The sequence below is a fragment of the Stenotrophomonas sp. YJH_SMC_4 genome (assembly GCF_059371575.1).
On record NZ_JCAFUR010000027.1, the window covers coordinates 1 to 26,341 of the forward strand.

Annotated in this window: 21 protein-coding genes and 1 tRNA gene; 10 read left to right on the forward strand and 12 right to left on the reverse strand. The window is 67.3% G+C overall.

The window, feature by feature from the left end:
* Nucleotides 1-271 precede the first annotated feature (271 nt).
* Nucleotides 272-1,606, reverse strand: coding sequence for a dicarboxylate/amino acid:cation symporter (locus tag AC5P9F_RS19420; protein WP_076739792.1), 1,335 nt, complete (start codon nt 1,604-1,606; stop codon nt 272-274).
* Nucleotides 1,607-1,759: 153 nt separating this feature from the next.
* Here AC5P9F_RS19420 and AC5P9F_RS19425 point away from each other — a divergent pair, with 153 nt between their 5' ends.
* From AC5P9F_RS19425 to AC5P9F_RS19445, 5 genes are all read left to right on the forward strand, one after another.
* Nucleotides 1,760-3,466, forward strand: coding sequence for an alkaline phosphatase (locus AC5P9F_RS19425; RefSeq protein WP_033835316.1), 1,707 nt, complete (start codon nt 1,760-1,762; stop codon nt 3,464-3,466).
* Complete coding sequence (locus tag AC5P9F_RS19430) at nt 3,463-4,008, forward strand: WG repeat-containing protein (protein ID WP_049433610.1); 546 nt, start codon at nt 3,463-3,465, stop codon at nt 4,006-4,008. The genes AC5P9F_RS19425 and AC5P9F_RS19430 overlap by 4 nt, the downstream gene beginning before the upstream one ends.
* Nucleotides 4,009-4,595: 587 nt before the next feature.
* Nucleotides 4,596-5,882 (forward strand): tRNA lysidine(34) synthetase TilS, encoded by a 1,287-nt coding sequence (tilS, locus tag AC5P9F_RS19435; protein WP_171974414.1) that lies wholly within the window; start codon nt 4,596-4,598, stop codon nt 5,880-5,882.
* A gap of 36 nt (nt 5,883-5,918) precedes the next feature.
* Nucleotides 5,919-6,179, forward strand: coding sequence for an exodeoxyribonuclease VII small subunit (locus tag AC5P9F_RS19440; RefSeq protein ID WP_005410522.1), 261 nt, complete (start codon nt 5,919-5,921; stop codon nt 6,177-6,179).
* The gene (locus AC5P9F_RS19445) at nt 6,169-7,047 is read left to right on the forward strand and encodes a polyprenyl synthetase family protein (RefSeq protein ID WP_005410523.1); all 879 of its coding nucleotides are present in this window, start codon (nt 6,169-6,171) and stop codon (nt 7,045-7,047) included. Before AC5P9F_RS19440 ends, AC5P9F_RS19445 begins: the two co-directional genes overlap by 11 nt.
* A gap of 81 nt (nt 7,048-7,128) precedes the next feature.
* Here the strand turns inward: AC5P9F_RS19445 and AC5P9F_RS19450 are convergent, their stop codons facing one another.
* Both AC5P9F_RS19450 and pmbA read right to left on the reverse strand, forming a co-directional pair.
* Nucleotides 7,129-7,503: a DUF4870 domain-containing protein gene (locus AC5P9F_RS19450; RefSeq protein WP_005410524.1), complete on the reverse strand. Its 375-nt coding sequence runs from the start codon at nt 7,501-7,503 to the stop codon at nt 7,129-7,131.
* An 87-nt stretch (nt 7,504-7,590) separates the two neighbouring features.
* Nucleotides 7,591-8,958: a metalloprotease PmbA gene (gene pmbA, locus AC5P9F_RS19455; RefSeq protein WP_005410525.1), complete on the reverse strand. Its 1,368-nt coding sequence runs from the start codon at nt 8,956-8,958 to the stop codon at nt 7,591-7,593.
* 68 nt (nt 8,959-9,026) lie between these two features.
* On the opposite strand from pmbA, the gene yjgA reads away from it, so the two are divergent.
* Entirely contained in the window at nt 9,027-9,614 is a 588-nt protein-coding gene (gene yjgA / locus AC5P9F_RS19460) for a ribosome biogenesis factor YjgA (RefSeq protein ID WP_005414121.1), read from the forward strand.
* A 41-nt stretch (nt 9,615-9,655) separates the two neighbouring features.
* On the opposite strand, the gene tldD is transcribed toward yjgA, so the two are convergent.
* From tldD to AC5P9F_RS19480, 4 genes are read right to left on the reverse strand one after another with little or no spacing between them, the layout of a single operon-like run.
* Nucleotides 9,656-11,101: a metalloprotease TldD gene (tldD, locus tag AC5P9F_RS19465; RefSeq protein WP_005410527.1), complete on the reverse strand. Its 1,446-nt coding sequence runs from the start codon at nt 11,099-11,101 to the stop codon at nt 9,656-9,658.
* 60 nt (nt 11,102-11,161) lie between these two features.
* On the reverse strand, nt 11,162-15,016 hold the full coding sequence (locus AC5P9F_RS19470) for a YhdP family protein (RefSeq protein WP_224482007.1): 3,855 nt from the start codon (nt 15,014-15,016) through the stop codon (nt 11,162-11,164).
* 30 nt (nt 15,017-15,046) lie between these two features.
* A complete protein-coding gene (gene rng, locus AC5P9F_RS19475; RefSeq protein WP_005410529.1) occupies nt 15,047-16,534 on the reverse strand; it encodes a ribonuclease G in 1,488 nt (495 codons plus the stop codon).
* The gene (locus AC5P9F_RS19480; RefSeq protein ID WP_005410530.1) at nt 16,527-17,135 is read right to left on the reverse strand and encodes a Maf family nucleotide pyrophosphatase; all 609 of its coding nucleotides are present in this window, start codon (nt 17,133-17,135) and stop codon (nt 16,527-16,529) included. The genes rng and AC5P9F_RS19480 overlap by 8 nt, the downstream gene beginning before the upstream one ends.
* Nucleotides 17,136-17,266: 131 nt before the next feature.
* On the opposite strand from AC5P9F_RS19480, the gene AC5P9F_RS19485 reads away from it, so the two are divergent.
* The 4 genes from AC5P9F_RS19485 to AC5P9F_RS19500 all read left to right on the forward strand — a co-directional run bounded on the left by AC5P9F_RS19485 (nt 17,267) and on the right by AC5P9F_RS19500 (nt 23,450).
* The gene (locus AC5P9F_RS19485) at nt 17,267-18,004 is read left to right on the forward strand and encodes an SIMPL domain-containing protein (RefSeq protein WP_005410531.1); all 738 of its coding nucleotides are present in this window, start codon (nt 17,267-17,269) and stop codon (nt 18,002-18,004) included.
* 213 nt (nt 18,005-18,217) lie between these two features.
* Nucleotides 18,218-18,868, forward strand: coding sequence for an energy transducer TonB (locus AC5P9F_RS19490; RefSeq protein WP_076739796.1), 651 nt, complete (start codon nt 18,218-18,220; stop codon nt 18,866-18,868).
* Nucleotides 18,869-19,064: 196 nt separating this feature from the next.
* Complete coding sequence (locus AC5P9F_RS19495; RefSeq protein ID WP_043034741.1) at nt 19,065-21,899, forward strand: TonB-dependent receptor; 2,835 nt, start codon at nt 19,065-19,067, stop codon at nt 21,897-21,899.
* A gap of 129 nt (nt 21,900-22,028) precedes the next feature.
* The gene (locus tag AC5P9F_RS19500; RefSeq protein WP_012480928.1) at nt 22,029-23,450 is read left to right on the forward strand and encodes a basic amino acid/polyamine antiporter; all 1,422 of its coding nucleotides are present in this window, start codon (nt 22,029-22,031) and stop codon (nt 23,448-23,450) included.
* Nucleotides 23,451-23,523: 73 nt separating this feature from the next.
* Here AC5P9F_RS19500 and AC5P9F_RS19505 read toward each other — a convergent pair.
* The 5 genes from AC5P9F_RS19505 to holA form a co-directional block, all read right to left on the reverse strand.
* Nucleotides 23,524-23,600, reverse strand: a tRNA-Asn gene (locus AC5P9F_RS19505).
* A gap of 22 nt (nt 23,601-23,622) precedes the next feature.
* Nucleotides 23,623-24,093, reverse strand: a complete 471-nt coding sequence (rlmH, locus tag AC5P9F_RS19510; protein WP_005410535.1) for a 23S rRNA (pseudouridine(1915)-N(3))-methyltransferase RlmH — start codon at nt 24,091-24,093, stop codon at nt 23,623-23,625.
* Nucleotides 24,094-24,157: 64 nt separating this feature from the next.
* Nucleotides 24,158-24,568 carry a ribosome silencing factor gene (gene rsfS / locus AC5P9F_RS19515; protein WP_005410536.1) on the reverse strand — a complete coding sequence of 137 codons (411 nt, stop codon included), beginning with the start codon at nt 24,566-24,568 and terminating at the stop codon, nt 24,158-24,160.
* 58 nt (nt 24,569-24,626) lie between these two features.
* Entirely contained in the window at nt 24,627-25,295 is a 669-nt protein-coding gene (gene nadD / locus AC5P9F_RS19520; RefSeq protein ID WP_005410537.1) for a nicotinate-nucleotide adenylyltransferase, read from the reverse strand.
* On the reverse strand, nt 25,296-26,333 hold the full coding sequence (holA, locus tag AC5P9F_RS19525; RefSeq protein WP_076739797.1) for a DNA polymerase III subunit delta: 1,038 nt from the start codon (nt 26,331-26,333) through the stop codon (nt 25,296-25,298).
* Between the last annotated feature and the right edge of the window lie 8 nt (nt 26,334-26,341).

The following is a 26,341-nucleotide window of genomic DNA, read 5'->3' on the forward strand; positions in this document are numbered from 1 at the left end:
ACTGACCTTTGGTGGGTACTGACCTTTGGTGGGTACTGACCTTTGGTGGGTACTGACCTTTGGTGGGTACTGACCTTTGGTGGGTACTGACCTTTGGTGGGTACTGACCTTTGGTGGGTACTGACCTTTGGTGGGTGCCGACCGTTGGTCGGCACCGCCTCCATCCACGCATGGCGTGGTTCTACCAGACCCGGCATGACCGCCACCGCGCCAGCCAGCTCCCAAACAAAAAGCCCGCCGTTCAGGGCGGGCCTTTCGTCTCCACACACCCTCAGCCGCGTGGCGGCGTCGGATCGGGGTCGTCCACACCCACATTGCTGGACGGATTGTCATACACCGCCTGGTCGAGCAGCCCGGTTTCCTTGGCCACGATCACCGGCACCAGCATCTGGCCGGTCACGTTCGTCATCGTGCGCATCATGTCGAGGATGCGGTCGATGGCATACAGGTAGCCGATCGTCTCCAACGGCAGGTTGGCCGCGCTCAGCACCACCGTAGCCATGATCACCGCGGTACCCGGAACACCGGCCGTACCGAAGCTGCCCAGCACCGAAGCGATCAGCACCACCACGTACTGTTCAGGGGTCAGCGGCACACCGCTGTACTGCGCGATGAACACCGCGCACAGCGCCGGGTAGATGGCACCGCAGCCGTCCATCTTGATGCTGGCGCCCAGCGGCACCGCAAACGAACCGTAATCCTTGTTCACGCCCAGGTTGTGGGTGATCGAACGCAGTGCCACCGGCATCGCCGCGAAGCTGGAAGAGCTGACGAACGCAACCTGCATGCCCGGCGCCGCACCACGGAAGAACTTCAGCGGGTTCAGTCCGTGCGCCAGCAGCAGTGCGCTGTACACCACCACGATGTGCAGGGCGCAGGCCACGTACAGGGCCAGCACGAAATGCCCCAGCGGCAGCAGCTTCTCGAACCCGTAGCTGCCGACCAGACCGGCGATCAGGCCAAAGGTGCCGATCGGGGTGACTTCCAGCACGAAGCGGGTCACCTGGATCATGATGTCGCTCATCTGGCCGACCAGCTTGCGCGCCTCGGTCACCTTCTCGCCGAGCTTGACGATGGCGAAGCCGACCAGGCCGGCGAAGAAGATCACCGGCAGGATCGAGCCACGGCCGGCGGCCAGCACGGTTTCGCCGGCCGCGTTGACCTTGGTGCCGATACCGGACAGCGCATAGAAGATATTGGCCGGTACCACGTCCAGCAGCACCTGCACCACGCTGGGCACTTCGCGCGGCACGTAATTGCTGGCCATCGTCAGTTGCAGGCCACCGGCGCCGGGCTGCAGCACGGCGCCCACACCCAGGCCGACGCACACCGCCAACGCAGCAGTGATCACGAACCACAGGAAGGTGCGGCCACTGAGCGCGGCAACCGACTTCTGGCCGTGCAGCGAGGAGATCGCATTGATGACCGCGAAGAACACCAGCGGCACGGCGATCATCTTGATCAGGGTGACGTACAGCTCGCCAAGCGGGCCGAACCACGTTTCCGCGGCCGGGCCGAGCGCCCAGCCGGCCAGCGCGCCGAGCACGAAGCCACCGACCACGCGCTGCCAGAATGGAATCCGCAGCCAGGCAGAGACCAGCTTCATAGGCAATCCAGAGGGAAGGAAGGGATGCTGGCACGATAGCCCATCAACGGCTGGGGAACGACCGCCCGACCGGCAAATCAGTGTGTCATCGGCGTGCCTTGCGAGGGCGGGCATAATGAACGTCCCGTTACAGTTTGTGAGATCCCCGCGTCCATGCGCCGTTCCGTCTCCCTGTTGGCCGCCTGCGCCACCACCCTGCTGCTGGGCGCCTGCGCCAGCACCACCCCCGCCACTGCCCCGGCCAGCCTCAAGGTCGCCGTCGACCCCGTCGCCCACCCGGCCGGCGAGACCCCGCAGTGGTGGTACCGCAGTGGCGCCGCCCAGGCCGCCGCCAACGGTGCGATGTCCGGCAAGGCCAAGAACGTCATCCTGTTCCTCGGCGACGGCATGAGCCTGACCACCGTGGCCGCCTCGCGCATCTACGAGGGCCAGCAGAAGGGTGGCTCCGGTGAAGAGAACCTGTTGTCCTGGGAGCGCTTCCCGGCCACGGCATTCAGCAAGACCTACAACACCGATTCGCAGACGCCCGATTCGGCCGGCACCATGACCGCCATCACCACCGGCGTGAAGACCCACATGGGTGCGATCGGCGTCAGCGCCGGCAGCCGCACCGACTGTGCCGACAGCCTGTCCAAGGGCCTGCTGACCTGGCTGCAGCTGGCCGACAGCGCCGGTCTGGCTACCGGCGTGGTCTCCACCGCGCGCCTGACCCATGCCACCCCGGCCGCCACCTACGCGCACTCGCCCGAGCGCAACTGGGAAAACGACACCGACCTGACCGAAGCGGCCAAGGCGGCCGGCTGCAAGGACATCGCCCAGCAGCTGCTGTCGACCTCACGCTATGGCCGCGGCCCCCTGGTCGCCCTCGGTGGCGGCCGCGGTGAATTCACCACCGTGGAAGAGCGCGATCCGGAATACGACGACAAGGTCGGCCAGCGGCTGGATGGCCGCAGCCTGGTGCAGGAATGGCAGCAGGCGCACCCGCAGGGTGCCTACGTGTGGAACAGCAAGCAGCTGGCCGCCGCCGCCAACGCACCGGCCATCCTCGGCCTGTTCGAGCCGGACCACATGCGCTACGAGTACGAGCGCCCGCAGGATCCGGGCGGCGAGCCGAGCCTGGCCGAACTGACTGCCGCAGCGATCAAGAATCTGTCGAAGCACCAGGAAGGCTACGTGCTGATGATCGAAGGCGCGCGCATCGATCACGCCAACCACAGCGGCAATGCCTACCGTGCACTGACCGAGACCGTGGCCCTGTCCGACGCAGTGCGCGTGGCCAACGAACTGACCTCCGCCGACGACACCCTGATCATCGTCACCGCCGACCACTCGCACACGCTGAACTTCGTCGGCTACCCGGCACGTGGCAACCCGATCCTGGGCAAGGTGAAGGACAAGGGCGGCGAAGACGGCGCCGGCAAGCTGGACTACGCGCTGGACGGCACCGGCCAGCCGTACACCACGCTGAGCTACGCCAACGGCCCGGGCCACACCGGCAGCAGCAACCAGCAGCCGGCCGGCCCGAAGCGTTACCCGCACAACCCGAGCAGCTTCGAACCGGCCAACGGCCGCCCGAACCTGCGCGAGGTCGACACCGAGCATCCGGACTACATGCAGGAAGCACTGGTGCCGATGAAGTCCGAATCGCACGGTGGCGAGGACGTCGGCATCTGGGCACGCGGCCCGGGCAGCAAGGCGATCCGCGGCACGCTGGAACAGAACGCGATCTATCACATGATCGTGCAGGCCACCCCGGCCCTGCGCGAGCGCCTGTGCCAGGCTGGCACTTGCGATGACAAGGGCGTGCCGGTGCAGCTGCCGGCACCGACCGCGTTCGAGCGCAAGGCCGAGGCCAAGTGATCGCACGGCAGGCCCGCCCTGACGCTGCCAGCGGCCGCTTCGCGCGGTCGCTGGCCCTGCTTGGCATGCTGGTCAGCGCCACTGCAGCGGCACAGGCACCGGCATGCAAGCTGCTGACCGACGAACACGGGTTGTGGCCGCTGCCCAACTGCGAGGTGATCGATCACCGGCCGAAGATCAGCGCCGACACGCTGAAGGACCTGAATTACGACGACCACGGCCTGGCAGTGGTGTACGCCGACCAGGGTTTCCACTACGTCGACCGCAAGGGCCGCAGCCTGCCGGTGCTGACCTGGGACAACGGCCCGGAAACGCCGCAGGAAGGCCTGCTGCGCGCCCGCGTCGGCAACCGCGTGGGCTACTTCGACCTGACGTTCCGCCAGGTGGTGCCCGGCACCTTCGATTTCGCATGGCCGTTCCAGGACGGCGTGGCCGAGGTCTGCAATGGTTGCCGTCGTGGTACGCCGGATGCCGATGGCCACACGCCGATGGAAGGCGGAGAGTGGTTCCGCATCGACCGTTCGGGTCGTCGGGTGAAGTAGGGTTTTCGGCAGGGCTGCGCCCTGCACCTGCCGAAGCCGAAGCCAAATCAAGATCAAAAGCGGCTCTGGTTTTCTGTGAGTTGGGCGGGGCGGTATGGGTGGTCAGGACACGCCGTAAACCCGTCCATGGGGGCTCGATGGCGCCATCCATGGCGCCAACGGTCCTGCCCACCCACACCGCCCCACCCCGACAGATTTCCGATGACGGTTGGACCATCCACGCCCTGCGTGGATGAAATCTGTCAAATATCGAAATAAATCGGGGTCAGATCCGTTTTCCGCAGGAAAACGGATCTGACCCCAAGAGCAATTCCGACAGTTCGCAGGAAACTGTCGAAGGCGGGGTGGGTCCGGTTGCGGGGGCGTGAGCCGCATGGATGCGGCGACCGAGCTTACATGGACGTACTTGCAGCGGCCCCCGCAACCGGACCCACCGCGCCTACCCTCAGGAAACCAGCTTCTGCTGTTGCTGTTGCTGTTGCTGTTGCTGTTGCTGTTGCTGTTGCTGTTGCTGTTGCTGTTGCTCTGGCTCGTAGCGGGTGCAGGGCGCAGCCCTGCCAAGTAAACCCCACCCTATACTTGCCACCGTGACTGCCTTCCCTGCCCTCGTTCCGCTGGATGCGCCGCTGCTGGTGGGCTACAGCGGTGGCGTCGACTCCACCGTGCTGCTGCACTGGCTGTGGCGCTGCGCGCAGACTTCCGGCACCGCCCTGCGCGCGGTGCACGTGCATCACGGCCTGCAGCCCGATGCGGATGACTGGGTGCTGCACTGCCAGCAGCAATGCGACGCCTGGGGCATTGAGCTGGCCGTGCACCGCGTGCAGGTCGAGAACGGCACAGGCCTGGGCACCGAAGGTGCCGCGCGACAGGCACGACGTGCCGCGTTCGCGGCTGAGCTACGCGAAGGCGAAACGCTGGCACTGGCGCAGCACCAGGACGACCAGGCCGAGACCTTCCTGTTGCGCGCCCTGCGCGCTTCTGGCGTCGATGGCCTGGCGGCGATGTCCACGCACAGCCGCCTTGGCGAACATCCCTTGTGGCGCCCGCTGCTGGCGGTACCACGCAGTGCACTGCTCGACTACGCGCGCCAGCACGCGCTGCGCTGGATCGAAGACCCCAGCAACGCGGAAGACCACGCCGATCGCAACTTCCTGCGCCTGCAGGTGTTGCCGTTGCTGCGCCAGCGCTGGCCGCATGCGGCTGCAGCATTGGCGGGCAGCGCGACGCATTGCCGGCAGACCCGCGAACTGCTGGACGAGGAAGACGCCGAGCTGATCGCGCATCTGGAAGTGGCACCGCGCGTGCTGTCACTGGAACTGCTGCGCCAGATGTCGCCGCGCCGCGCAGCACGCGTGCTGCGCGCGTGGGTGCTGGGCCATGATGCGGCACCGTTGCCGGCCTCGGTATTGCAGCAGGCGCTGGAGGAGCTGTTGCCAGCCGACACCGACCGCCAGGCGCGTGTGCGCTGGCAGCAGCACGTGATCCAGCAATGGCGCGACCACGCCTATCTGCTGCCGGCCCGGCTGCCCTCGCTGCCCCTCGACTGGCAGGCCGTGTGGGATGGCCGTGCACCGCTGCCATTGCCCGACGGCGGCCAGCTGAGCCTGCTGGGCGCCGGCGCTTTCGAACAGCCACTGCAGGTCCGTGCACGCGTGGGCGGCGAGCGCATCCTGCTGCCGGGTCGCCAGCATTCGCACGCGCTGAAGGACTGCCTGCAACGCGAGCACCTCGCCCCCTGGCGACGCGCGCAGCTGCCGCTGATCTTTGATGGCCCGCAGTTGCTGGCCGCCGCCGACGTGGTCATCGCCGCACCGCTGCAGGCCTGGTTGCAGGCGCATGACGCGCAGTTGCAGTGGCGCCCGGGCGGCTGGTGAATTGACCCCCGCGCGCGGCCCGTCCACACTTGCCGCATGGCCAAGAAGTCCCCCGAAAACGCCTCCCCCGTCGCCCAGTTCGAGCAGTCGCTCGAATCGCTGGAGCAGCTGGTGGAGCAGATGGAAACCGGCGAGCTGAGCCTGGAAGCTTCGCTCAGTGCTTACGAGCGTGGTGTCGGTCTGTACCGCCAGTGCCAGCAGGCACTGGAGCAGGCCGAACTGCGCGTGCGCCTGCTCAGTGATCCGGCGCAGCCGGAAGCCTCCGAGCCCTTCGACCCGCCCAGCCATGACGGCTGAGGTTCTGTTCGCGCGCTGGCGCGACCGTATCGAAAGCCAGCTCGATGCCGCCCTGCCCTCGCCTGCCGAGGCGCCGCAGCGCCTGCATCAGGCCATGCGCTATTCGGTGCTTGGTGGCGGCAAGCGCATGCGGCCCCTGCTGGTCTACGCCAGTGGTCACCTGTTCGGTGCGCAGCCGGAAAGCCTGGATGCGGCGGCCATGTCCGTCGAGCTGATCCATGCCTATTCGCTGGTGCATGACGACCTTCCGGCGATGGATGACGACGCCCTGCGTCGCGGCAAGCCCACCACCCACATCGCCTTCGACGAAGCCACCGCGATCCTTGCTGGCGACGCCCTGCAGACCCGCGCCTTCGGCCTGCTGGCCGATGCGCCGCTGCCGGCCACGTTGCGCGTGGCCTGCCTGCAGACCCTGGCCCACGCCTCAGGCGCGTCCGGCATGTGTGGCGGCCAGGCGCTGGACATCGATGCCACCGGCCAGCAGCAGACGCTGGCGGCGCTGACCCGCATGCACGCGCTGAAGACCGGCGCGCTGATCCGCGCGGCAGTGCGCATGGGCGCGCTGTGCGGCCAGGCCCACGAACCGCAGTTGGCCCAGCTCGACAGTTTCGCCGATGCACTCGGCCTGGCCTTCCAGGTCCGCGATGACATCCTCGATGTCGAAGCCAGTTCCGAACAGCTGGGCAAGACTGCCGGCAAGGACCAGGCGCAGGACAAGAGCACCTTCCCCGCCCTGCTTGGCATGGACGGCGCAAAGGCCCAGCTGCACGAGCTCGCAGCGCGCATGCAGTCGATCCTGGCCGGGTATGGCGAGGAAGCCGACGCGCTGCGCGCGCTGGCGACGCTGGCGGTGGAACGCGATCACTGATCGCTGCACGCGGCCCGGCATTCCCCGCACACGAAAACGCCCGGCAGTGCCGGGCGTTTTCAGTTCCGCGTGCGGACGATCTTACTTGATCAGGCGCAGCGCGAACGGGTAGCGGTAGGCTTCGCCGTTGTTGGCCTTGACCGCAGCGATGATGCTGAACACCAGGCTGATGATGCCGACGATCGGGGCCAGGAACACGCCGATGATCACGATGGTGAGGATCATGCTGATGACCATGGCGATGGTCACGGTGATCTGGAAGTTCAGGGCTTCCTTGGCCTGGTCGGTCACGAAGGCCTTGCCAGCATCGTCCTTGTTGATCAGCCAGATGATCAGCGCGCCGATGAAGCCGGTGAAAATGCCCAGCAGGTGCGCGGCCAGGGCCATGGTGCGCTGGTCGGCCGGAACGTCGGCGGTGGCCGGTGGCGGCGGCGGGACGTTATCGAATTCACTCACGACAAAACTCCTTTTCATTGGGTGGTCTTGACCAACCAGCACCCAGCTGATTGCGTCAGGCGGGCATAGCTTACGCCATCGACGGCATCAATCATTACCTGCGATGGTCATCCGCCCCAACAGGATCGAACCGGTCCGGATGTGCGAACGGGGATCGACGTCGCTGCCGACCGCCTCGATGCTGCTGAACATCTCGCGCAGGTTGCCGGCGATGGTGATGCCGTCCACCGGGTACTGGATCTCGCCGTTCTCGACCCGGAAGCCACCCGCGCCACGCGAATAGTCGCCGGTCACGCCGTTCACGCCCTGCCCCATCAGCTCGGTCACCAGCAGGCCATCGCCCATCTGCCGGGCGATGTCGTGCAGCGGGCCGGCATTGGCGGCCAACTGCAGGTTGTGCACGCCACCGGCATTGGCAGTGGTCTGCAGGCCCAGCTTGCGTGCCGAGTAGCTGCCCAGCACATAGCGCTGCAGCACGCCGTCGCGGACCAGAGCCGAGGCCCGGGTGGCCACGCCGTCGCCGTCGAAGGCGGCCGAGCGCAGGCCACGGCGCAGGTGCGGCAGCTCCTCGATCTGCATCCATTCCGGGAACAGGCGTTGGCCAACGCTGTCCAGCAGGAAGCTGGCCTGGCGATATAGAGCACCGCCGGACACCGCCGACAGCAGGTGCCCGACCAGGCTGCGCGCCACTTCCGGGGCGAACAGCACCGGCATGCTGCCGGTGGCCAGCGATCGTGGCTGCAGGCGGGCGACAGTGCGCTCGGCGGCACGACGTCCGACCAGGTCGACGTCCTCCAGGTCCTCGCGAGCCAGCGCACTGGTGTACCAGCCGTCACGCTGCATGCCATCGCCCTGCCCGGCGATCAGCGCACAACCGACCGAATGGTGGGTGCCGCGCTCACGGCCGATGAAACCATGCGAATTGGCATAGACCGACAGGCTCTGCATGCTCGACACCGAGGCGCCGTCGGAATTGCGGATCTGCGCATCGGCCTCACGGCCTGCGGCTTCGCAAGCCAGGGCCAGGTCCACCGCCTCGTCGGCCTGCAGCGCCCACGGGTGCCAGCCGTCCAGGTCCGGGAAGTGGGTGGCCATCAGCGCCGCCTCGGCCAGACCGGCGGCCGCGTCATCTTCGGTATGCCGGGCGATGGCGCAGGCCTGCTCGACCGTGGCCGCCAGGCTGGCCTCGTTCAGGTCGCCGGTGCTGGCGCTGCCCTTGCGTTGGCCGAAATACACAGTGACGGCGATGCCGCGGTCGCGGGTGGACTGCACGGTTTCGACCTCGCCGAGGCGGACATTCACCTCCAGCCCGCGGTCTTCGCTGCAGCTGACTTCAGCCTGGCTGGCGCCCAGCGCGCGGGCGCGGTCGAGCAGCTGCTGGGAGAGGTCGGCCAGCCGTTCCAGCCGGGCCGGGCTGTCGTCGCCGACGGCGGCTTCAGGGGCGATCACGTTCAATGCTTTATCCTGTACGGGTTGGGCCCGGCATCACGCCGGGCGACTTTTTTTGAAATCAGGTATGGACGATGCGCGGACGCGACGAAGAAACCGGTGAATTCCACGACAAGAGCCGCAGCCAGAACCGGCGCGACGCGCTCGACGTCCTGGCCCTGGGCGAAAAACTGGTGTCGCTGACACCGGCCCAGCTGGCGCGCCTGCCGATCCCGGAAGACCTGCTGCCGCACATCGCCGAGTGCAAGCGCATCACCGCGCACATCGCCCACAAGCGCCAGCTGGCGTTCCTGGCCAAGCACATGCGCCGCGAAGAAGAAGCCACGCTGGATGCGATCCGCGATGCGCTGGATGCCAACAGCGAAACCGGCCGCCGCGAAGTGGCGATGATGCACCGCGTGGAAGACTGGCGCGAGCGCCTGCTGGCCGAAGGTGACAAGGCGCTGGCCGCCCTGCTGGACGATTACCCGCAGGCCGACCGCCAGCAACTGCGCACGCTGGTGCGCAATGCGCAGGCCGAGAAGGCGAAGAACAAGCCGCCGCGTGCCTATCGCGAGATCTACCAGGTGCTGCGCGCACTGATGCTGCCGGCGGCGCTCGGCCTGAAGGCCAGCGCCGAAGACGCTGGCCACGTCGAAGCCGACGAGGCCGACGAGGACTGAGCCCGCGCTGGAGCGGGCGGTGGCGCTGGCCATCGCCCGGCTCAGGCCTGAGTACCGCCGACGGTGATGCCCTCGATCAACAGCGACGGCTGGCCGACACCCACCGGCACGCTCTGCCCGTCCTTGCCACAGATACCCACGCCCTCGTCCAGGGCCAGGTCGTTGCCGACCATCCGCACCTTCTGCATGGTTTCCGGACCGTTGCCGATCAGGGTCGCCCCCTTCACCGGCGCGGTGATGCGGCCATCCTCGATCAGGTAGGCCTCGGTGGCCGAGAACACGTACTTGCCGCTGGTGATGTCGACCTGGCCGCCGCCGAAGTTCACTGCATACAGGCCCTTCTTCACCGAGCGGATCATTTCCTGCGGGTCGTGCTGGCCGGCGCGCATGTAGGTATTGGTCATGCGCGGCATGGTCAGGTGCGCGAACGATTCGCGACGCCCGTTGCCGGTCGGTGCCATGCCCATCAGGCGTGCGTTGAGGCTGTCCTGCATGTAGCCGACCAGGATGCCGTCCTCGATCAGCGTGGTGCACTGGCTCGGGTGGCCTTCGTCGTCGATGTTGAGCGAACCGCGACGCCCGTCCAGGGTTCCATCGTCGACGATGGTCACGCCCGGTGCCGCCACGCGTTCGCCGATGCGGCCGGCGTACACGCTGGTGCCTTTGCGGTTGAAGTCGCCTTCCAGGCCGTGGCCGACCGCTTCATGCAGCAGCACGCCGGGCCAGCCAGGTCCCAGTACCACCGGCATCACGCCGGCCGGCGCCGGCACGGCGTCCAGGTTCACCAGCGCCTGGCGCAGGGCCTCGCGCGCAAACGCTTCCGGGCGGCCATCAGCGAACAGTTCCCCGTAGCCATAGCGGCCACCGCCACCGGCATAGCCCGACTCGCGGCGGCCGTTGTGTTCGACGATCACCTGCACGTTCAGGCGCACCAGCGGGCGCACGTCAGCGCCCAGCACGCCGTCGCTGCGCGCGATGAGCACCGTGTCCACGCCGCCGGACAGGCTCACCATCACCTGCTTCACGCGCGGGTCGGCGGCACGCAGGTAGCCGTCCAGGCGCTTCAGCACCTCGACCTTTGCCTCGTTGCCGACGCCATCGATGGGATCCAGCGCCGGATACAGCGCGCGTGAATTGCCGCGCAGCAGCGAGCGCCCGGACTGCGCGCCACCCTCGCGCGAAATCGCACGCGCCGACTGCGCCGCGGCCAGCAGCGCGTCGGCATGGATGTCGTCGGAGTAGGCGAATCCGGTCTTCTCGCCGGACATCGCCCGTACGCCCACGCCTTGCTCGATGGAATGGGCACCGTCCTTGACGATGCCGTCTTCCACGCTCCAGCTCTCGCGGCGGGCGTGCTGGAAATAGAGGTCGCCGAAGTCCACACCGGGGCCGAGCAGCTGGCCGAAGGTGCGCTCCAGGCCATCGGTATCCAGCCCGCCGGGGCGCAGCAGGCGATCTTGGGCAAGCGTCAGGGCGATATCAGTCATGGTTCTCGATCTGGGGGTGCTGGGGCGCTCAGGCAAGCCCCGTGAACAGGAGGTCCACGCTCAGCGTGAGCGTGGCAGGTCGGTAACGGGCGGCGGAACGGCCGGGGCCGGGCGCGGCGCGGGCGCTGGCGGGGTCTTGTCGCGGCTGCGTTCGATCACTTCCACCTTCGGCTCCTTCCATGGACCGGTCACCTTGTAGGTGCGGGCGCCGATCTCGCCGAGCGGTTTGGACAGTACCGCATTGGTGGCCGCGCCGAGCGCCGCGCCCACCGGGCCACCGGCCACCGCGCCGACCACCGTCAGCAGGTTGCCGGCGCGCGGGTTGACATCGATGGTCTGGTCGAACCGCTGGTTGCGCAGGTCGGCCTGGCCGCGGATGGTGATGTTCGCCGCCGGGCCCTCGATCAGTACCTTGTCGGTGCGGGCCATGCCCTGCCCGAACTGCACGCTGCCGTCGACCTGGTTGAACGCGAAGCCCTTGGAGAAGAAGTCGCGGAAGTCGAACATCAGGCGCCGCGGCAGCTGGGTCACGCTGAGCAGGCCCAGCACACGGCCAGCGCCCGGCTCCAGCTCCAGCAGCTGGCCATTACGCGCGTGCAGATCAAGGCTGCCCTGCAGATTGGCCAGCTGGAAGTCCGACGGCCCCCCGCTCCAGGAGGCCTGCAGCTGCGCCTGGCCAGAGCCGCCACGCAGCTGGCCGCCGTAGTCGAGGTTCTGCATCAGGCCGCCCAGGTCCTCGCTGCGCACCTGCGCGGTCAGCTCGGTGCGGGCACCACCGGTGCGACCCAGCCAGCGACCGCTGATGTCGATTTCCTGGTCGGGCGCGCGGAAGCGCAGCTCGTCCACGTTCAGGCCATTGGCCAGCGGCCGCGTACGCAGCACCGCCTGGCCCAGCACCACCTTGCCGAACTTCAGGTCGGCGATGTCCAGCGCGAACGGCGGCAGCTTGGCCGGGTCCATGTCGTTGGCGCCGGCCTGCACCCGGGCTGGCGCGGCCGCGCCCGGCGCCGGCGGCAGCGACTGCCAGTGCACACGGTCGAGTCGGCCACTGATGGTGCCTCCTTCGGCGTTGGGTACGATCAGGCGACCGGCCAGCGAAGGTCCATCCAGGCGCACGTCCAGCGCCTGCGGTCCCGGCTGCAGCTGCAACCGGGTCTGCTCGAAGACGCCGCCGATCAGCATCAGCTTGCCGACCTGCACGTCCACTGCACGCAGCGGCATGCCGTCATCGTCGTTGCCACCACGGGCCAGACTGATCCACTCCAGCGCATCCAGAGTCGGGCTGCGGCCATTGACGGACAGTCCGCTGGGCGGCGGCTCGCGATTGGCATGGTCGCTGCCCAGGGTGACCTGCACACCGGTGCGGTTGTTGTGGCTGCGCGCGGCCAGGGCCAGACGCTGGCCAAAGGCCACATCGATGCGACCAGCGCCCATCGGCAGCTGCGCGGCCACCGTGGTCGCCAGCGGCTCGGTGGCCGGCTTGTCCAGCGGTGCCGGCAAGTCCAGGCGGGTTCCCACCAGATCCGAACTCAGGCGCAGTTCGCTGGGCGGTGCGGGCGCTCCCGGTGCGACTTTGGGCAGGTTGACCGCGATGGTCCAGGGCGAGTTACCCGCGATATAGGGCTTGAGCCACGCCATTTCCGGGGCGCGGTCAATCAGCACACCGGCGTCGAGGTTGGCCGTCAGCTGCGACTCGAACGCCAGCCTGCTGTCGTGCACGTAGCCGCCGGCACGCAGGCTCAGGCGGCCGTCCTGGCCGAGGTGGCGCACCGCCAGTTCCTCGGCACCGAAGCCGCCATTGCTGTAGCGCGCCTGCCCATGCATGTTGTCGAAGGCCAGCTGGAAGCGCTTGTCCACCAGTTTCACACCATTGAGGTCGACCGTGCCCTGCAGGTGACCGCCGCCTTCATCGTGGTGCAGCGGCTGCAGCAGGTCGAAGGTCACATGCGCCGGGCCCGCAGCCGTGAGGTTGTCCAGGGTGTCGCCATAGTCCTTGTGCAATGGGCTCTGCCGCAGCATTGCCAGCAGTCTGCCGGCCTCGCTCTGCGCATCGGCACGCACGTACAGCGGCTGCTGCCCGAAGTCCTGGATGCCCGCCTCGAATTTCTGCACCGCTACACCGGCCAGGTCCCCGCGCCCATGCATGTCGAAGCCGGGGCCGATGAAGGCGATATCGGCGTCGACCTGGCGCATCAGCGGCCAGTCGTGCTGGAAGCGGATGTCGCCGTTGGTGATATGGCCGGTGGCCTCGAAACGGCCATCGTTGTTGTCGAACGGCCAGTCGTCCAGGTCACCGCTGACCAGGCCGATGCCATTGCGCACCTGGCCGCCGGCCAGCGCCATGTCCAGCCAGTCGGTGGCGCCCTTGCTCATCTTGGAGTGGATCCAGAAGCGCTTGGCCGCCGTCATCGGCACATCGTCCAGCTTGGCCGCCAACTGCAGCCAGGGCCGCGTGCCGTCGCCCTGGAACCAGACACCACCGCGCACATCGGCCGCGTAGTCGGTGCCTTCCACGCGCATCGCCGCAGTGCCGATACGCCAGCCACCGCCCTCGTCACGCCAGCCCACCACTTGGCCCGCCAGGTGCAGGTCATGCCGCACGCCAAAGCCGGTGGGCCAATCGAACTGCAGCTGCCGTTGCGGTTGCAGCTGCAGGCTGAAGCCATCGGCGTCGCCCTCGAAATGTCCCCCCAGGCCGCGCAGACCCGGAGAATTGCCAACGCTGGCAAAGCCCAGCGACTGCAGCTCGCCCTGTGCCCGCAACGGGCCATCACGCTCGCCGGCCAGTTGCAGCTCTCGCACATCCAGCTGCGGTTTGGACAGGAACAACCAATGGCGCAGGCCTGCCTCGAGGCGATCACTCAGCGCCAGCGCACGCAGCGCCGTACCGGCCTGTACTTCGCCGGAACTCACCCGCAGCTGCCTGCCAACCTGCAACTGCAGGCCATCGAGCTGTTGTTCGCCGTCTTCGGTCTTCAAACGAAGGCGCGGTACCTGCAGCGCCCAACCATCGGCCTGGCGCTGCCAGCGCAGGCGCGCCTGCAAGCGCTGCAGCTGCAACCGCGGCGTTGCCACGTCGGGCATCGGTGCACCGTCGACGCGCACGTCACGCAGGTCCGAATCGGTGGTCAGCGCCACCGGCGCGAAGTCGCGCAGGGTCAGCCACAGGTTCAGCTCACCCTTGCCTTCGCGCAGGCGCACGCCACCAGCTGCCAGCAACGGCGACCAGGCATGGAAATCAACAGGATCGGCACCCAGCCAGGCCTGCCCGTTGCCGCGCGCGCGGTCCACGTCCAGCACTGCGGTCAGCGGCAGGGCATCGGTCTGCGCCCAGGCACGCACGCCCACACGCAGGCGGTCGCCATTGACGCGCAGGCGCAGATCGATACGCGGCAGGGTGGTATCGATACCCAGTCCCGGTGCATGCACACCCAAGCGGCCATCGATCACCTGCAGCTCGCCCAGCCGGCGCAGCGCGTCGAGCGGGTCACCGCCCGTGTCTGACTTCGGCAGGCCACGCACCGACCAGCGGCCGTCCTTGTCCTGCTGCAGGTCCAGTGCCAGGCCACGCAGGCGCAGCTCGGTCAGCGAGCGACCAGGCAGCATCCCGCTGTACATTGACACCAGCACTTCGGCCTCGCCGATGGCCAGGCCCTGACCGGCGCCGATGCGCAGGCCCTTCAGCTGCAGCAGCGGACCACGCCGGGTCCAGGCCGTCTGCAGCTGGTCGAAATGCACCGGCTGGCCGGCACGCTCACTCAGCCAGGCGGCAATCCTGTCGGGGTGACGCTCGGCCAGCGGCAGCAGCTGGCTGAGGGTACCCACCAGCAGTGCCAGCCCGACCAGGCCCACCGCGCAGGCGGCAATGAAATGACGGCGGATCCTTCGCAGTCGCAGGCGCGGCGGCGCGCTCATCGGCCACCGCCGGCCTGCGGCCGGCGAGGATCAGAGCAGAACGACATCGAATTGCTCCTGCAGGTACTGCTCGTCCGCCTGGAAGCGGATGCTCTTGCCGAGGAATTCCTCCAGCTCGGCCACCGCCGAGGATTCCTCGTCGGTGATGCGCGCGACCACCTTGGTCGAGGCGATCACCAGCAGGCGTGCGGCATCGAACTGGCGCACGGCACGGGTGATCTCGCGGAAGATCTCGTAGGTCACCGTTTCGGTGGTCTTGATGCTGCCACGGCCACTGCACTGCGGGCACGTTTCCGACAGCTGGCGCTCCAGGCTTTCCACCGTGCGCTTGCGCGTCATCTCCACCAGCCCCAGCGGCGAGAAGTCGTACACCGTGGTCTTGGCATGGTCGCGGGCCAGCGCCTTTTCCAGGGTGCGCAGCACCTGGCGGCGATGCTCGGCATCGTCCATGTCGATGAAGTCGATGATGATGATGCCGCCCAGGTTGCGCAGGCGCAGCTGGCGGGCCACCGCCTGTGCCGCTTCCAGGTTGGTGCGGAACACCGTCTCTTCCAGGTTGCGCTGGCCGAGGAACGAACCGGTATTGACGTCGATGGTGGTCATCGCCTCGGTCTGGTCGATCACCAGGTAACCACCGGATTTCAGCGGCACCTGCTTGTCCAGCGCACGGCCGATCTCGTCCTCCACCCCGAACATGTCGAAGATCGGGCGATCGCCTGAATACAGTTCCAGCTTCTCGGCCAGCACCGGCATGTACTTGGCGACGAACGCCTGCAGCTGCGCGAAGGTTTCCTTCGAGTCCACCTTCACCTTGTCCACGTCCTTGCGGATCAGGTCGCGCACCGAACGCAGCGGCAGGCTCAGGTCTTCATAGATGTTGCTGCACGAGGCCGCTTCGCGGCCGCGGCGCTCGACCACGTTCCAGACCCGCGACAGGTAAGCGATGTCCTCGGCGATGGCCTCGGCCGGTTGGCCCTCGGCATTGGTACGCACGATGTAGCCGTAGCCGCCATGCTGCGCAGACAGCTCGGTCACCAGGGCCTTCAGGCGGGCGCGCTCGGCTTCATCCTCGATGCGCGCGGACACCCCCACCACCTTGGATTGCGGCAGCAGCACCATGTAGCGCGACGGAATGCTGATCTGGGTGGTCAGGCGTGCGCCCTTGGTGCCGATCGGGTCCTTCACCACCTGCACCACGATGTCCTGGCCGTCACGCAGCAGCTCGACGATGGGCACGCTGGCCGGCGGCGGCAGGGTCGTGTTCTCGGTGTCTGCACTGGCCACCGGGGCCGGGCGCACCACGTCGTTGGCGTGCAGGAACGCGGCGCGCTCCAGGCCTACCTCGACGAACGCCGCCTGCATGCCGGGCATGACCCGCTGCACCTTGCCCTTGTAGATGTTGCCGACCACACCCCGGCGCCAACCGCGCTCGATGTGCAGTTCCTGCAGCATGCCGTTCTCGATCACCGCGACCCGGGTCTCGCGCGGGGTCACATTGACCAGGATTTCCTCAGACATCGGCAGCCTCCCTGGCGGCATCGGCAGTGGGGGCCGGCACGCCACAGCGCGCCAGCAGACGATCGGTATGCAGCAATGGCAGCCCCATGACGCCGGAGTAGCTGCCGGAAAGATGTTCGATCCAGCGCTCGGCCCCGCCCTGGATGGCGTAGGCCCCGGCCTTGTCCAACGGCTCGCCGGTGGCGACATAGGCGGCGATGTCGGCGGCGGCGATCGGGGCGAAGGTCACTTCGGAAATGACCAGTTCGCTGTCCAGCCCGTCGGCGCCGACCACCACCACCGCAGTCATCACCTGGTGGGTGCGCCCGGCCAGGCGCGCCAGCATCGCGCGTGCGCCGGCGGCGTCGGCCGGCTTGCCGAAGACCTCGCCGTCCAGCACCACCTCGGTGTCCGAGCCGAGCACCCGCGCCTGCGGATCGTTGGCCAGCACCCGGGCCAGGCCGGCGCGTGCCTTGTCGGCGGCGACCCGGCACACATACTGTTCGGCGCTTTCAGCGGGCGCGCGCTGCTCGACGACCTCCAGGTCCAGGGCCTGGAAGGGGCGTCCGAGTCGGGCCAGCAACTGGTTGCGTCGGGGGGAGCGGGAAGCAAGATAGAGCATCGGCACAGCATAACCTGAGGCCGCCACCTGAATCGTCGGCAACCCGTCCCGGAACGCGTTGAACCCCGAACGGGCTCACAGCGCGTTCATCGCTACGACACCACCCTCAACGGCACAACAAGGAGTTCTCCATGCGCCTGACCGCCACCCCGCTACTGCTTGCCCTGTCCCTCGCCCTTGGAACCTCGATGACTGCCCATGCCGCCCCGTCGTCGCCGTCGATCGCCGCCGCGGCCGAAGGCACGCTGCTGAACATCTCGGCCAATGCCGAAGCCACCCGCGTACCGGACGTGGCCACCCTGTCGGCCGGCGTGGTCACCCAGGCCGCCGATGGCAACAGCGCCATGCGCCAGAACGCCCAGCAGATGGACAAGGTACTGGCCGCGATCAAGGCCGCCGGCATCGCCGAGCGCGACGTGCAGACTAGCGGCGTCAGCCTCAACCCGCAGTACCGCTATGCCGACAACGAAGCGCCGAAGATCACCGGCTACCAGGCCAGCAACACGGTCAGCCTGAAGGTCCGTGACATCGCCAAGCTCGGCAAGGTGCTGGACGCGCTGGCCGCTCAGGGCGCCAACCAGATCAACGGCCCCAGCTTCGAGATCGACCAGCCGGAACCGGTCTATGACGAAGCGCGCCTGGCCGCGCTGAAGAAGGCCCAGGCCCGCGCCCAGACCTATGCCAAGTCGCTCGGCCTTCAGGTGCGCCGCATCGTCAGCATCTCCGAGAATGCCGGGGGTGGTTACCGCCCGATGCCGATGATGCGGACCATGGCCGCCGGCGCGGCGATGGACAAGGCCACGCCGGTCGCCCCGGGCGAATCCACTGTCTCGGTCAACCTGGACGTGGTGTTCGAGCTGGGTCGCTGATCCCATCCGTTCCGGTAGACGGAGGCGGGTCCCGCAGGGGCCCGCCTTTTTCATGGGCCGGGGCGGCTGGCTGAAGGCCAGCCCAACGATCCTGCCCCTGCCTCTAGGCAGTGGCCGGGGCCTGGCGTTAATGATTGGCTGCCAGCCGCGTGCGGCAACCCCGCCACGGGCCCTGGTGCGTTGAGGACTTCGTCACTGGCATGGAGGTGGACCATGGTTCGTACGTATCCCGTTGCATCCCCGCACTTCGACCCCGCCCGCGTTGCCGCCTGGAGCGCGGCCATCGCCCTGCACCTGCTCGCGTTCCTGCTGCTGCTGATCCCGGCGACCTACCAGGCCGTGCAGGTCCCGCGTGACAAGACCACGGTCAGGCTGATCGAGAAGATCCCGCCAACGCCGCCCCCACCGGTGCTGCAGGAACCGAAGGAAGTTGCCCGGGTCGTGCCGAAACCGCAGGCACAGCCGGCGACACCGCCACTGCCGGCCCCAACCGCGACCGTGGAGGAAACGCAGGGCATCACGCTGCCGGCCGCCGAACCGGCCCCGCCGCAACTCGCGCCGCGCATCGACACCCATGCACCGCTGGCCGGCGCCCAGCTGCAATACCGCAGTGCCCCGCCACCGGGCTATCCGGTCGCCGCACTGCGCAACCATGAGCAGGGCACGGTGCTGCTGCGGGTGGAGGTCGACAGCGGCGGCCAGCCGGTCGCGGTCAGCATCGAGCGCAGCAGTGGCTCCCGCCACCTGGACCAGGCTGCACGCCAACAGGTGCTCAAGCGCTGGCGCTTTGAACCGGCCCAGCGTGATGGTGTAGCGGTACCGGCCATCGGTTTGGTGCCGGTGCAGTTCTCGTTGCCGGACTGACGACCCGGGCCGGTCCGACCGCCTGTCGGACCGGCCTTCGGGACCGAACTGCCAAACTCGGCAAAGTTCCAGTTCAAACGTTACGGATTAAGCAAAATTTCACGACTTCGTCACCCGTCGGAAACCTAGATTGGCCCGTCCCGGACACTCCGGAGACAGCCCTCAACGCTACGGTTTTCCAGTTAGGAGAGAAGCTGTGAAACACCTGATCCAACGGCCCGCCAGCCGCCGCCGCTGCACCCTGGCATCGTCCATCACCCACATCCTTACCGGCGGCACATTGCTGCTGGTTGGCGCCGTGGCTTCCACCTCCGCCTTCGCGCAGGAGAAGGCCACCAACCTGGACCGCATCACGGTTACCGGTTCGAACATTCCGCGCACCAACACCGAAACACCGTCCCCGGTGCAGGTGGTGACCCGCCAGGAAATCGACCGCACCGGCAAGACCACGGTCGCCGAATACCTGCAGACACTGACCGCCGATGGTTCCGGCTCGATCCCGAAGACCTTCGGCAACGGCTTTGCCGGCGGTGGCGCCGGCATCTCCCTGCGCGGCCTGGGCGCGGGCTCGACCCTGGTCCTGTTGAACGGCCGCCGCATGGCCACCTACGGCCTGGCCGATGACGGCCAGAAGGTCTTCACCGACCTGAGCACCATCCCCCTCGACGCCGTTGAACGCGTGGAAGTGCTGAAGGACGGCGCCTCGGCGATCTATGGCTCCGATGCCATCGCCGGCGTGGTCAACATCATCCTGCGCAGTGATTTCCAGGGCGCGATCCTTCGCGGTTCCTACGGCCTGTCCGGCGACAGCGATGGCGACGCGAAGAAGGCGACCCTGACCGCCGGTACCGGCGATCTGGCCACCGACGGCTGGAATGCCTTCTTCAGCCTGGATGTCGCAAAGACCGACGCGATCAAGATCAGCGATCGCAAGAACCGCAAGTGGATCGGTACCGGCGATACCCGCCCGTGGGGCTATGGCAACAACGCCCAGTTCCTCGGCGGCGCTTTCCTCAGTGGAAAGACCCGCGGCGGTGTTGGTCCGAACGGTTCGGTGTACGACGATCGCAATGTGACCGAAGAGAATCCGGCCTTCCTGGTCGCTTTGCCCGGTTGTGCTGGTCTTACCACGATTCCGGGCCAGACAGAGGCATCCGCGCAGGCGCAGGGCTGCTTGTGGGATCCGAACCAGCTGTATCGCGATCTCACCCCGGAAGAGAAGTACGTCAACGTGTTTGGACGTGCCAGCTTCGCCTTTGGTGAAGGTGGTGAGATCTACACCGAAATCGGCTACTCAAAGAAGGAAACCACCTTCAGCAACACCCCGTCTGGCGTTTCAGGCGGCTGGGGCTATCCGGGTGGCCCGGTCAACGCCAACAGTGGCGACGGCGCTACGGTGCTGGGACCGAACCATCCAGATAATCCGATTCCGGGCCAGGCCTCGCGCCTGCGCTATTCGGCCTGGGATGTCGGTCCGCGTGTAACCAACAACACCAACGAGTTCACCCGCTTCCTGGTCGGCGTCAAGGGCAACTGGGGCGACTGGAGCTACGACACCGCGTATCTGCACTCCGGCACCGACCTGGTCAACAAGCGCACCGGCTTCCTCAACTACGACAATGTACGTTGTGCACTGGCCAACCCAAACTGCGCTGGTGGTGTTTGGCGCATCGGTGACAATGCCGGTATGAACTCGCAGGCCTTGTACGACTTCATTTCGCCGGATATCAGCGCACGTGCGAAGTCGAGCCTGGACATGTTCGACTTCACCGTGTCGCGCAGCCTGATGGACCTGAAGGGTGGCCCGCTGGGCCTGGCGCTGGGTACTGAATGGCGCAAGACCAGCAACAGCCTGACCCCGCAGACCTACACCGACCAGGGCCAGATCATCGGCCTGGGCTACTCGGCCTACGACGGCACCCAGAACGTGTACGCCGGTTACGTCGAGCTGTCCGCACCGGTGCTGGAAACCCTGGAACTGTCCGGTGCGGTGCGCTACGACAAGTACGAGAGCGGTGAAGGCAAGGCCACGCCGAAGATCGGCATCAAGTGGACGCCGGCCGATTGGATCGCACTGCGCGGCAGTTATGCGGAAGGCTTCCGTGCACCGAACCCCGCCGAGAACGGCGATGGTGGTCTGGCAGCATTCTCCAATGCGTCCGACCCCGTGCGTTGCCCGGGCGGCAATCCGGCACCAGGTGCAAACGACGACGACTGTGGCGCTCTGCCGGTCGCCATCATCACCCGCCCGAACAAGGACCTGAAACCGGAAGAGTCCAAGAGCTATTCGGTGGGTATCGTCCTGCAGCCCACGTCCACGACTTCGCTGACCATCGATGCCTGGCAGATCAAGCGCACCAACGAAATCGCCCAGGGCAGCACCTCCGAAGCCATTGCCGCCGGCAACGTGTTGCGTGACAACAACCTGCTAAATGGCGTACCCGGTACCGGCAGCATCCTGGCGGTCAACACGCAGTACATCAATGCCGCATCGACCCGGGTCCGGGGTATCGATACCGATATCCGCCAGACCTTCGATATCGGCCCAGGTCAGCTGGAGATGGACCTGCAGTGGAGCCATGTGCTCAAGTTCGAGCGCACCGATGCCGACGTGACTGTCGACTACGCCGGTACCCACGGCAACTGCGACGTGACCAACTGCATCGGCACGCCAAAGGACCGCATCAACTTCGGCACCACCTGGAGGCAGGGTCCGTGGAGCGTCAGCGGCGTTGCCAACTACATCTCGAAGATGGACAACAAGGACTTCCGTGGTCCGAACGGCTCCTACCTCTTCGCGTATGCAGACGGTACGGACGTCAAGAAGATCTCCTCGTTCACCACCTTCGACCTGTCGGGCCGCTGGAACATCACTGAAGCCTTCGAGCTGAACGCCTCGGTGCAGAACGTGTTCGATCGCATCGCGCCGCTGGATCCGTCCACCTACGGCGGTGTCAATTACAACCCGCTGCACTTCAGCGGCGCCATCGGCCGTTACTTCACTGTCGGCGCCAAGTACACCTTCAAGTAATACCGCTCAACGCACCACCGTCGAAGGCCCGGGCACCTGCCCGGGCCTTCGTCGTTGCGGCCCCTTGCGTGCATGTTCACGGGCCCACCGCTACCGTGGGTCAGCGGCATCAGCGCCGCAGGGGACATCATGGCCGCGACATCACAACGCCTCGGGCTGCCCGCGTTGACCGCACTGGTGGTCGGCTCGATGGTCGGTGCCGGCATCTTTTCATTGCCGCAGAACGTGGCGCGCAGCGCCGGTCCGGCGGCGGCGCTGCTCGGCTGGGCGGTCAGCGGCGCCGGCATGCTGATGCTGGCCTTCGTGTTCCAGGCCCTGGCCAACCGCCGGCCGGATCTCGATACCGGCATCTACGCATACGCGCGCGAAGGCTTCGGCAACTACATCGGCTTCTCCGCCGCGTGGGGCTACTGGGTTGCCTCGGTGCTCGGCAACGCCAGCTTCTTCGTGCTGATCTTCAGTGGCCTCGGCCACTTCATGCCGGTCTTCGGTGAAGGCAATACCCCGGCCGCCGTGGCCGCTTCGTCGCTACTTCTCTGGACCGTGCACCTGCTGGTGCTGCGCGGCCTGCGCACCGCCGCCATCGTCAACGGCCTGGTAACGGTGGCCAAGCTGCTGCCTATCACGTTGTTCCTGATCCTGGCCGCCGGTGCCTTCCGCATGGATGTGTTCCGCGCCGATTTCCTGGGCGCGCCCGCACTCGGCGATCTCGGCCAGCAGCTGCGCGGCATGATGCTGGTGACCGTGTGGGTATTCATCGGCATCGAAGGTGCCAGCATCTACTCGCGGCGTGCGGCCCGTCGCGCCGATGTCGGCCGCGCCACGGTGATCGGCTTCCTCGGCGTCTGGCTGCTGCTGGTGCTGGTCAGCCTGCTGTCGATGGGCGTGCTGTCGCAGGCCGAACTGGCGGGGTTGCCCAATCCGTCGATGGCTTACGTGCTGCGCGCCATCGTCGGCGAGTGGGGCGCGACGGTGATCATCGTCGGCTCGATCATTTCGGTACTCGGCGCGCTGCTGGCCTGGGTGCTGCTGTGTGCCGAAGTGCTGTACGCCGCTGCAGGCGACGGCACCATGCCGGCCTTCCTGGGACGCGAGAATGCGCGCGGCGTGCCCGCCAACGCGCTGTGGCTGAGCAATGGCTTGATCCAGCTGTTCCTGCTGCTGGTGCTGGTCAACTCCGGCAGCTACACGGGCCTGGTGCTGCTGGCGGCCTCGATGAGCCTGGTGCCCTACTTCCTGTCCACCGCGTTCGGCGTGCAGCTGGCGTGGCGCGGGGACGCCTATGCGGGTGAACCGGGCGTGCGCTGGCGTGATTTCGCGGTGGCGCTGCTGGCCAGTGCCTACGCGTTGTGGCTGGTGTATGCAGGAGGCCTCGACAACCTGCTGCTGTCGGTGCTGCTGTATGTGCCCGGCGTGGTGGTGTTCGCACTGACCCGGCTGCAACGCGGTGAGCAGGTATTCACGCGTTGGGAATGGGTGTTGTTCGGCGCCATTCTGGTGGTGGCCATCGCTACGCTGGTGGCGTTCTCCAGAGGTGAGCTGGCACTGTAGAGTCGAGCGCGGGCTCGGCTCTACAACAACGCAAAAAAAAGACCTGCATCTTGCGATGCAGGTCTCTTCAAGGTGGCGCCCGAAGTTGGACTCGAACCAACGACCCCCTGATTAACAGTCAAGTGCTCTAACCGGCTGAGCTATTCGGGCAGACGACTAGTATAACCACTCTTCACGCGCGATGGTAGGGGTGATTCGCAATCATTGCGGCGGCCCGGTACAACTGCTCGGCCACCACCAGGCGTACCAGCATGTGCGGCAGCGTCAATGGTCCAATCGACCACTTTTCGTCGGCCAGCGCGGAAACTTCCGGCGAATGCCCTTCCGGGCCACCGATCAGGAAGGCAAGGTCCCTGCCCTGCCCACGCCAATGCTCCAGCCGCTGCGCCAGCTGTTCGGAACTGAGCTGGCGGCCCGGCACATCCAGCGCCACCACATAGGCATTCTTCGGCAGTGCGGCGATCACGCGCCTGCCTTCGTCTTCGGTGGCGCGGCGCGCATCGCGGCCCTTGCCGCGCAGGCCGGGCTCGATTTCCACCAGCTCGAACGGCAGCCAGTGCGACAGCCGCTTCTGGTACTCGGCGAAGCCCTGCGCAACCCAGCTGGGTGCGCGTTCGCCGGTAGCAATCAGGCGGGCTTTCATCAACGGTCCTCCAAAACGTCGACGGCGCCATCGGCGCCGTCGAAGGGATGCATCAACGTGCGGCTCAGGCCACTTCGTCGTCGCTGGACGGCGGCTGGTCGCCAACGGTCCACAGGCGCTCCAGGGCATAGAACTCACGCACGCGCGGCAGCATCACATGCACGATCACGTCGCCCAGGTCGACCAGCACCCACTCGGCTTCGCGCTCGCCTTCAACACCCAGCGGCATCACGTCGAGATTCTTGGCAAAGCGCACGACTTCATCGGCGATCGACTTGACGTGGCGGGTCGAGGTGCCCGAAACGACGATCATGTAGTCGGCAACGCTGGACCGGCCGCGCACATCGATCTCGACCAGGTCCTTGGCCTTCAGGTCTTCGGTGGCTTGGCGGACGCTGGCCAGCAGTTCCGGCACGGACGGCGGCGGGCTGGGCAGATCGACCTTGATGGTCTGGGGCTGGGTCTGGTTGCTCAAAGTGGATCGACTCGATAAACGTGGGGGCGATTATACGGGCAAGCCGGGGCGGCGGCATTCACGGCGTAGGGGAGCGGTACAGGCCATGGGCGGCCACATAGTCGGCCACGGCCGGCGGCAGCAACGCCCGCCAGGGGCCGCCGGCGGCGATCTGCGCACGCACGGCACTGGCCGATTCCTCGCGCAGCGGATGATGCAGGCGCAGGATGCGCCCGGCCGGACTGGCGAACAGGGCCTGCTCGTTGTCGGCCCAGCGCCCTTCCAGGGCGCGGCCAAGTTCGCCATCCACCGAGGCCTGAAGGGGACTGCCCGGGCGCTCGGCCACCACGAAATGGGCCAGCCCGAACAGTGCCTCCCATTCATGCCAGCGGGTCAGGCCCAGCAGGCTGTCGGCCCCGACCAGCCAGGCCAATGGCCGGCTGGGGCCCAACTCGCCGCGCAGTTCGCGCAGGGTGTCGACGGTATAGGACGGGCGGCCGGGAAAGCGTATGGCGCGGTCCAGTTCACGATGGTCCAGCAGCAGGCCTGGCTCATCGCCGATGGCCAGCGAGAGCATGGTGAAGCGCTGGTCAGCGGTTGCGCCCGGCACCGCGCGATGCGGCGGATCAGCCGCTGGCAGCATGCGCACAGCGACCTGCAGTTCGTCACGGGCAGCACGCGCGATGGCGAGGTGCCCGAGGTGCACCGGATCGAAGGTGCCCCCGTAATAGATCCGCAGGCTCATCACTCAGGCCCGCGCCAGCAGGCGCACGGCACGCGGTTCGGCCACGGCCACCAGCAGGCGCTCCAGCGCCAGCCAGGCATCACCGTCGGCGCGCCCCTTGGCGATGCGGTCGACCAGTCCGGCCTCGGCCACGAAACGCTCCCAGCGCTTGCCCTCGGGGTGCCGCTGCAGCGCACGCTTGTAGGGCGCTTGCCGCGATTCCCAGATGCCGCGCGATTTCATTTCGGCGGCCAGATTGCCGCCACGCGCCTGTACCCGGGCCAGGCCGGCACCAGCCAACAGCTCGCGGATCACCATTGGCATCAGTGCGGCCACCGCCTCGCCTTCGCCGCGCAGGCCCGCCAGCATGCGCAGCACCGCCGGCGGCTGGCCGGAGAACGTGGCTTCCAGCAGCCGGAAAACGTCATAGCGGGCGGCGTCGGCCACCAGCGATTCCATCCGTTCCACGTCCAGCGGCTGGCCGTCGGCCAGCAACGCCAGCTTGTCGATTTCCTGCGCAGCGGCCAGCAGGTTGCCCTCGACCCGCTCGGCCAGGCGCTGCACGGCGGCCGGATCGGCACGCAGGCCCTTGCCACGCAGGCGGCGCTCGATCCAGTCCGGCAGTTCGTGCGGCTTGATCGCCCACGCCACCGACAGCACGCCGATGCGATTGACTGCCTCGGCCCACTTGCCCTGGTGGGCCTTGCTCCATTCGCTGGCGGTAATCATCAGCACCACGTCCGGCGCCGGGTTGGCGCAGAACTGGCTGATCACCTCGGCCCCGTCCTTGCCCGGCTTGCCGCTGGGCAGGCGCACCTCGACCAGGCGGCAGGCACTGAACAGGCTGGGCGCGTTGAAGCTGGCGTCGAGCTGGTTCCAGTCGAAATCACGGCCATCGGCGTCGAACACTTCCCGCTCGGCGATGCCGGCGGCGCGTGCGCGTGCACGGATGGCGTCGGCCGCCTCAAGCACGCGCAGGGTTTCCGGGCCGGCAATCAGGTAGACCGGCGCCAGCGGGGTGTCAGCGCCCTGGCTGGCCAGCTGCTCCGGACGCAGTTCCATCGTCGCGA

Bases quoted from the DNA above. Each gene is read 5' to 3' on its own strand.
- AC5P9F_RS19440 (WP_005410522.1), top strand. From the start codon at position 5,919: ATGGCCAAGAAGTCCCCCGAAAACGCCTCCCCCGTCGCCCAGTTCGAG.
- AC5P9F_RS19490 (WP_076739796.1), top strand. From the start codon at position 18,218: ATGGTTCGTACGTATCCCGTTGCATCCCCGCACTTCGACCCCGCCCGC.
- AC5P9F_RS19485 (WP_005410531.1), top strand. From the start codon at position 17,267: ATGCGCCTGACCGCCACCCCGCTACTGCTTGCCCTGTCCCTCGCCCTT.
- AC5P9F_RS19425 (WP_033835316.1), top strand. From the start codon at position 1,760: ATGCGCCGTTCCGTCTCCCTGTTGGCCGCCTGCGCCACCACCCTGCTG.
- yjgA (WP_005414121.1), top strand. From the start codon at position 9,027: ATGCGCGGACGCGACGAAGAAACCGGTGAATTCCACGACAAGAGCCGC.
- holA (WP_076739797.1), bottom strand. From the start codon at position 26,333: ATGGAACTGCGTCCGGAGCAGCTGGCCAGCCAGGGCGCTGACACCCCG.
- rng (WP_005410529.1), bottom strand. From the start codon at position 16,534: ATGTCTGAGGAAATCCTGGTCAATGTGACCCCGCGCGAGACCCGGGTC.
- tldD (WP_005410527.1), bottom strand. From the start codon at position 11,101: ATGACTGATATCGCCCTGACGCTTGCCCAAGATCGCCTGCTGCGCCCC.
- AC5P9F_RS19480 (WP_005410530.1), bottom strand. From the start codon at position 17,135: ATGCTCTATCTTGCTTCCCGCTCCCCCCGACGCAACCAGTTGCTGGCC.
- rlmH (WP_005410535.1), bottom strand. From the start codon at position 24,093: ATGAAAGCCCGCCTGATTGCTACCGGCGAACGCGCACCCAGCTGGGTT.
- AC5P9F_RS19500 (WP_012480928.1), top strand. From the start codon at position 22,029: ATGGCCGCGACATCACAACGCCTCGGGCTGCCCGCGTTGACCGCACTG.
- AC5P9F_RS19470 (WP_224482007.1), bottom strand. From the start codon at position 15,016: ATGAGCGCGCCGCCGCGCCTGCGACTGCGAAGGATCCGCCGTCATTTC.
- AC5P9F_RS19445 (WP_005410523.1), top strand. From the start codon at position 6,169: ATGACGGCTGAGGTTCTGTTCGCGCGCTGGCGCGACCGTATCGAAAGC.
- AC5P9F_RS19420 (WP_076739792.1), bottom strand. From the start codon at position 1,606: ATGAAGCTGGTCTCTGCCTGGCTGCGGATTCCATTCTGGCAGCGCGTG.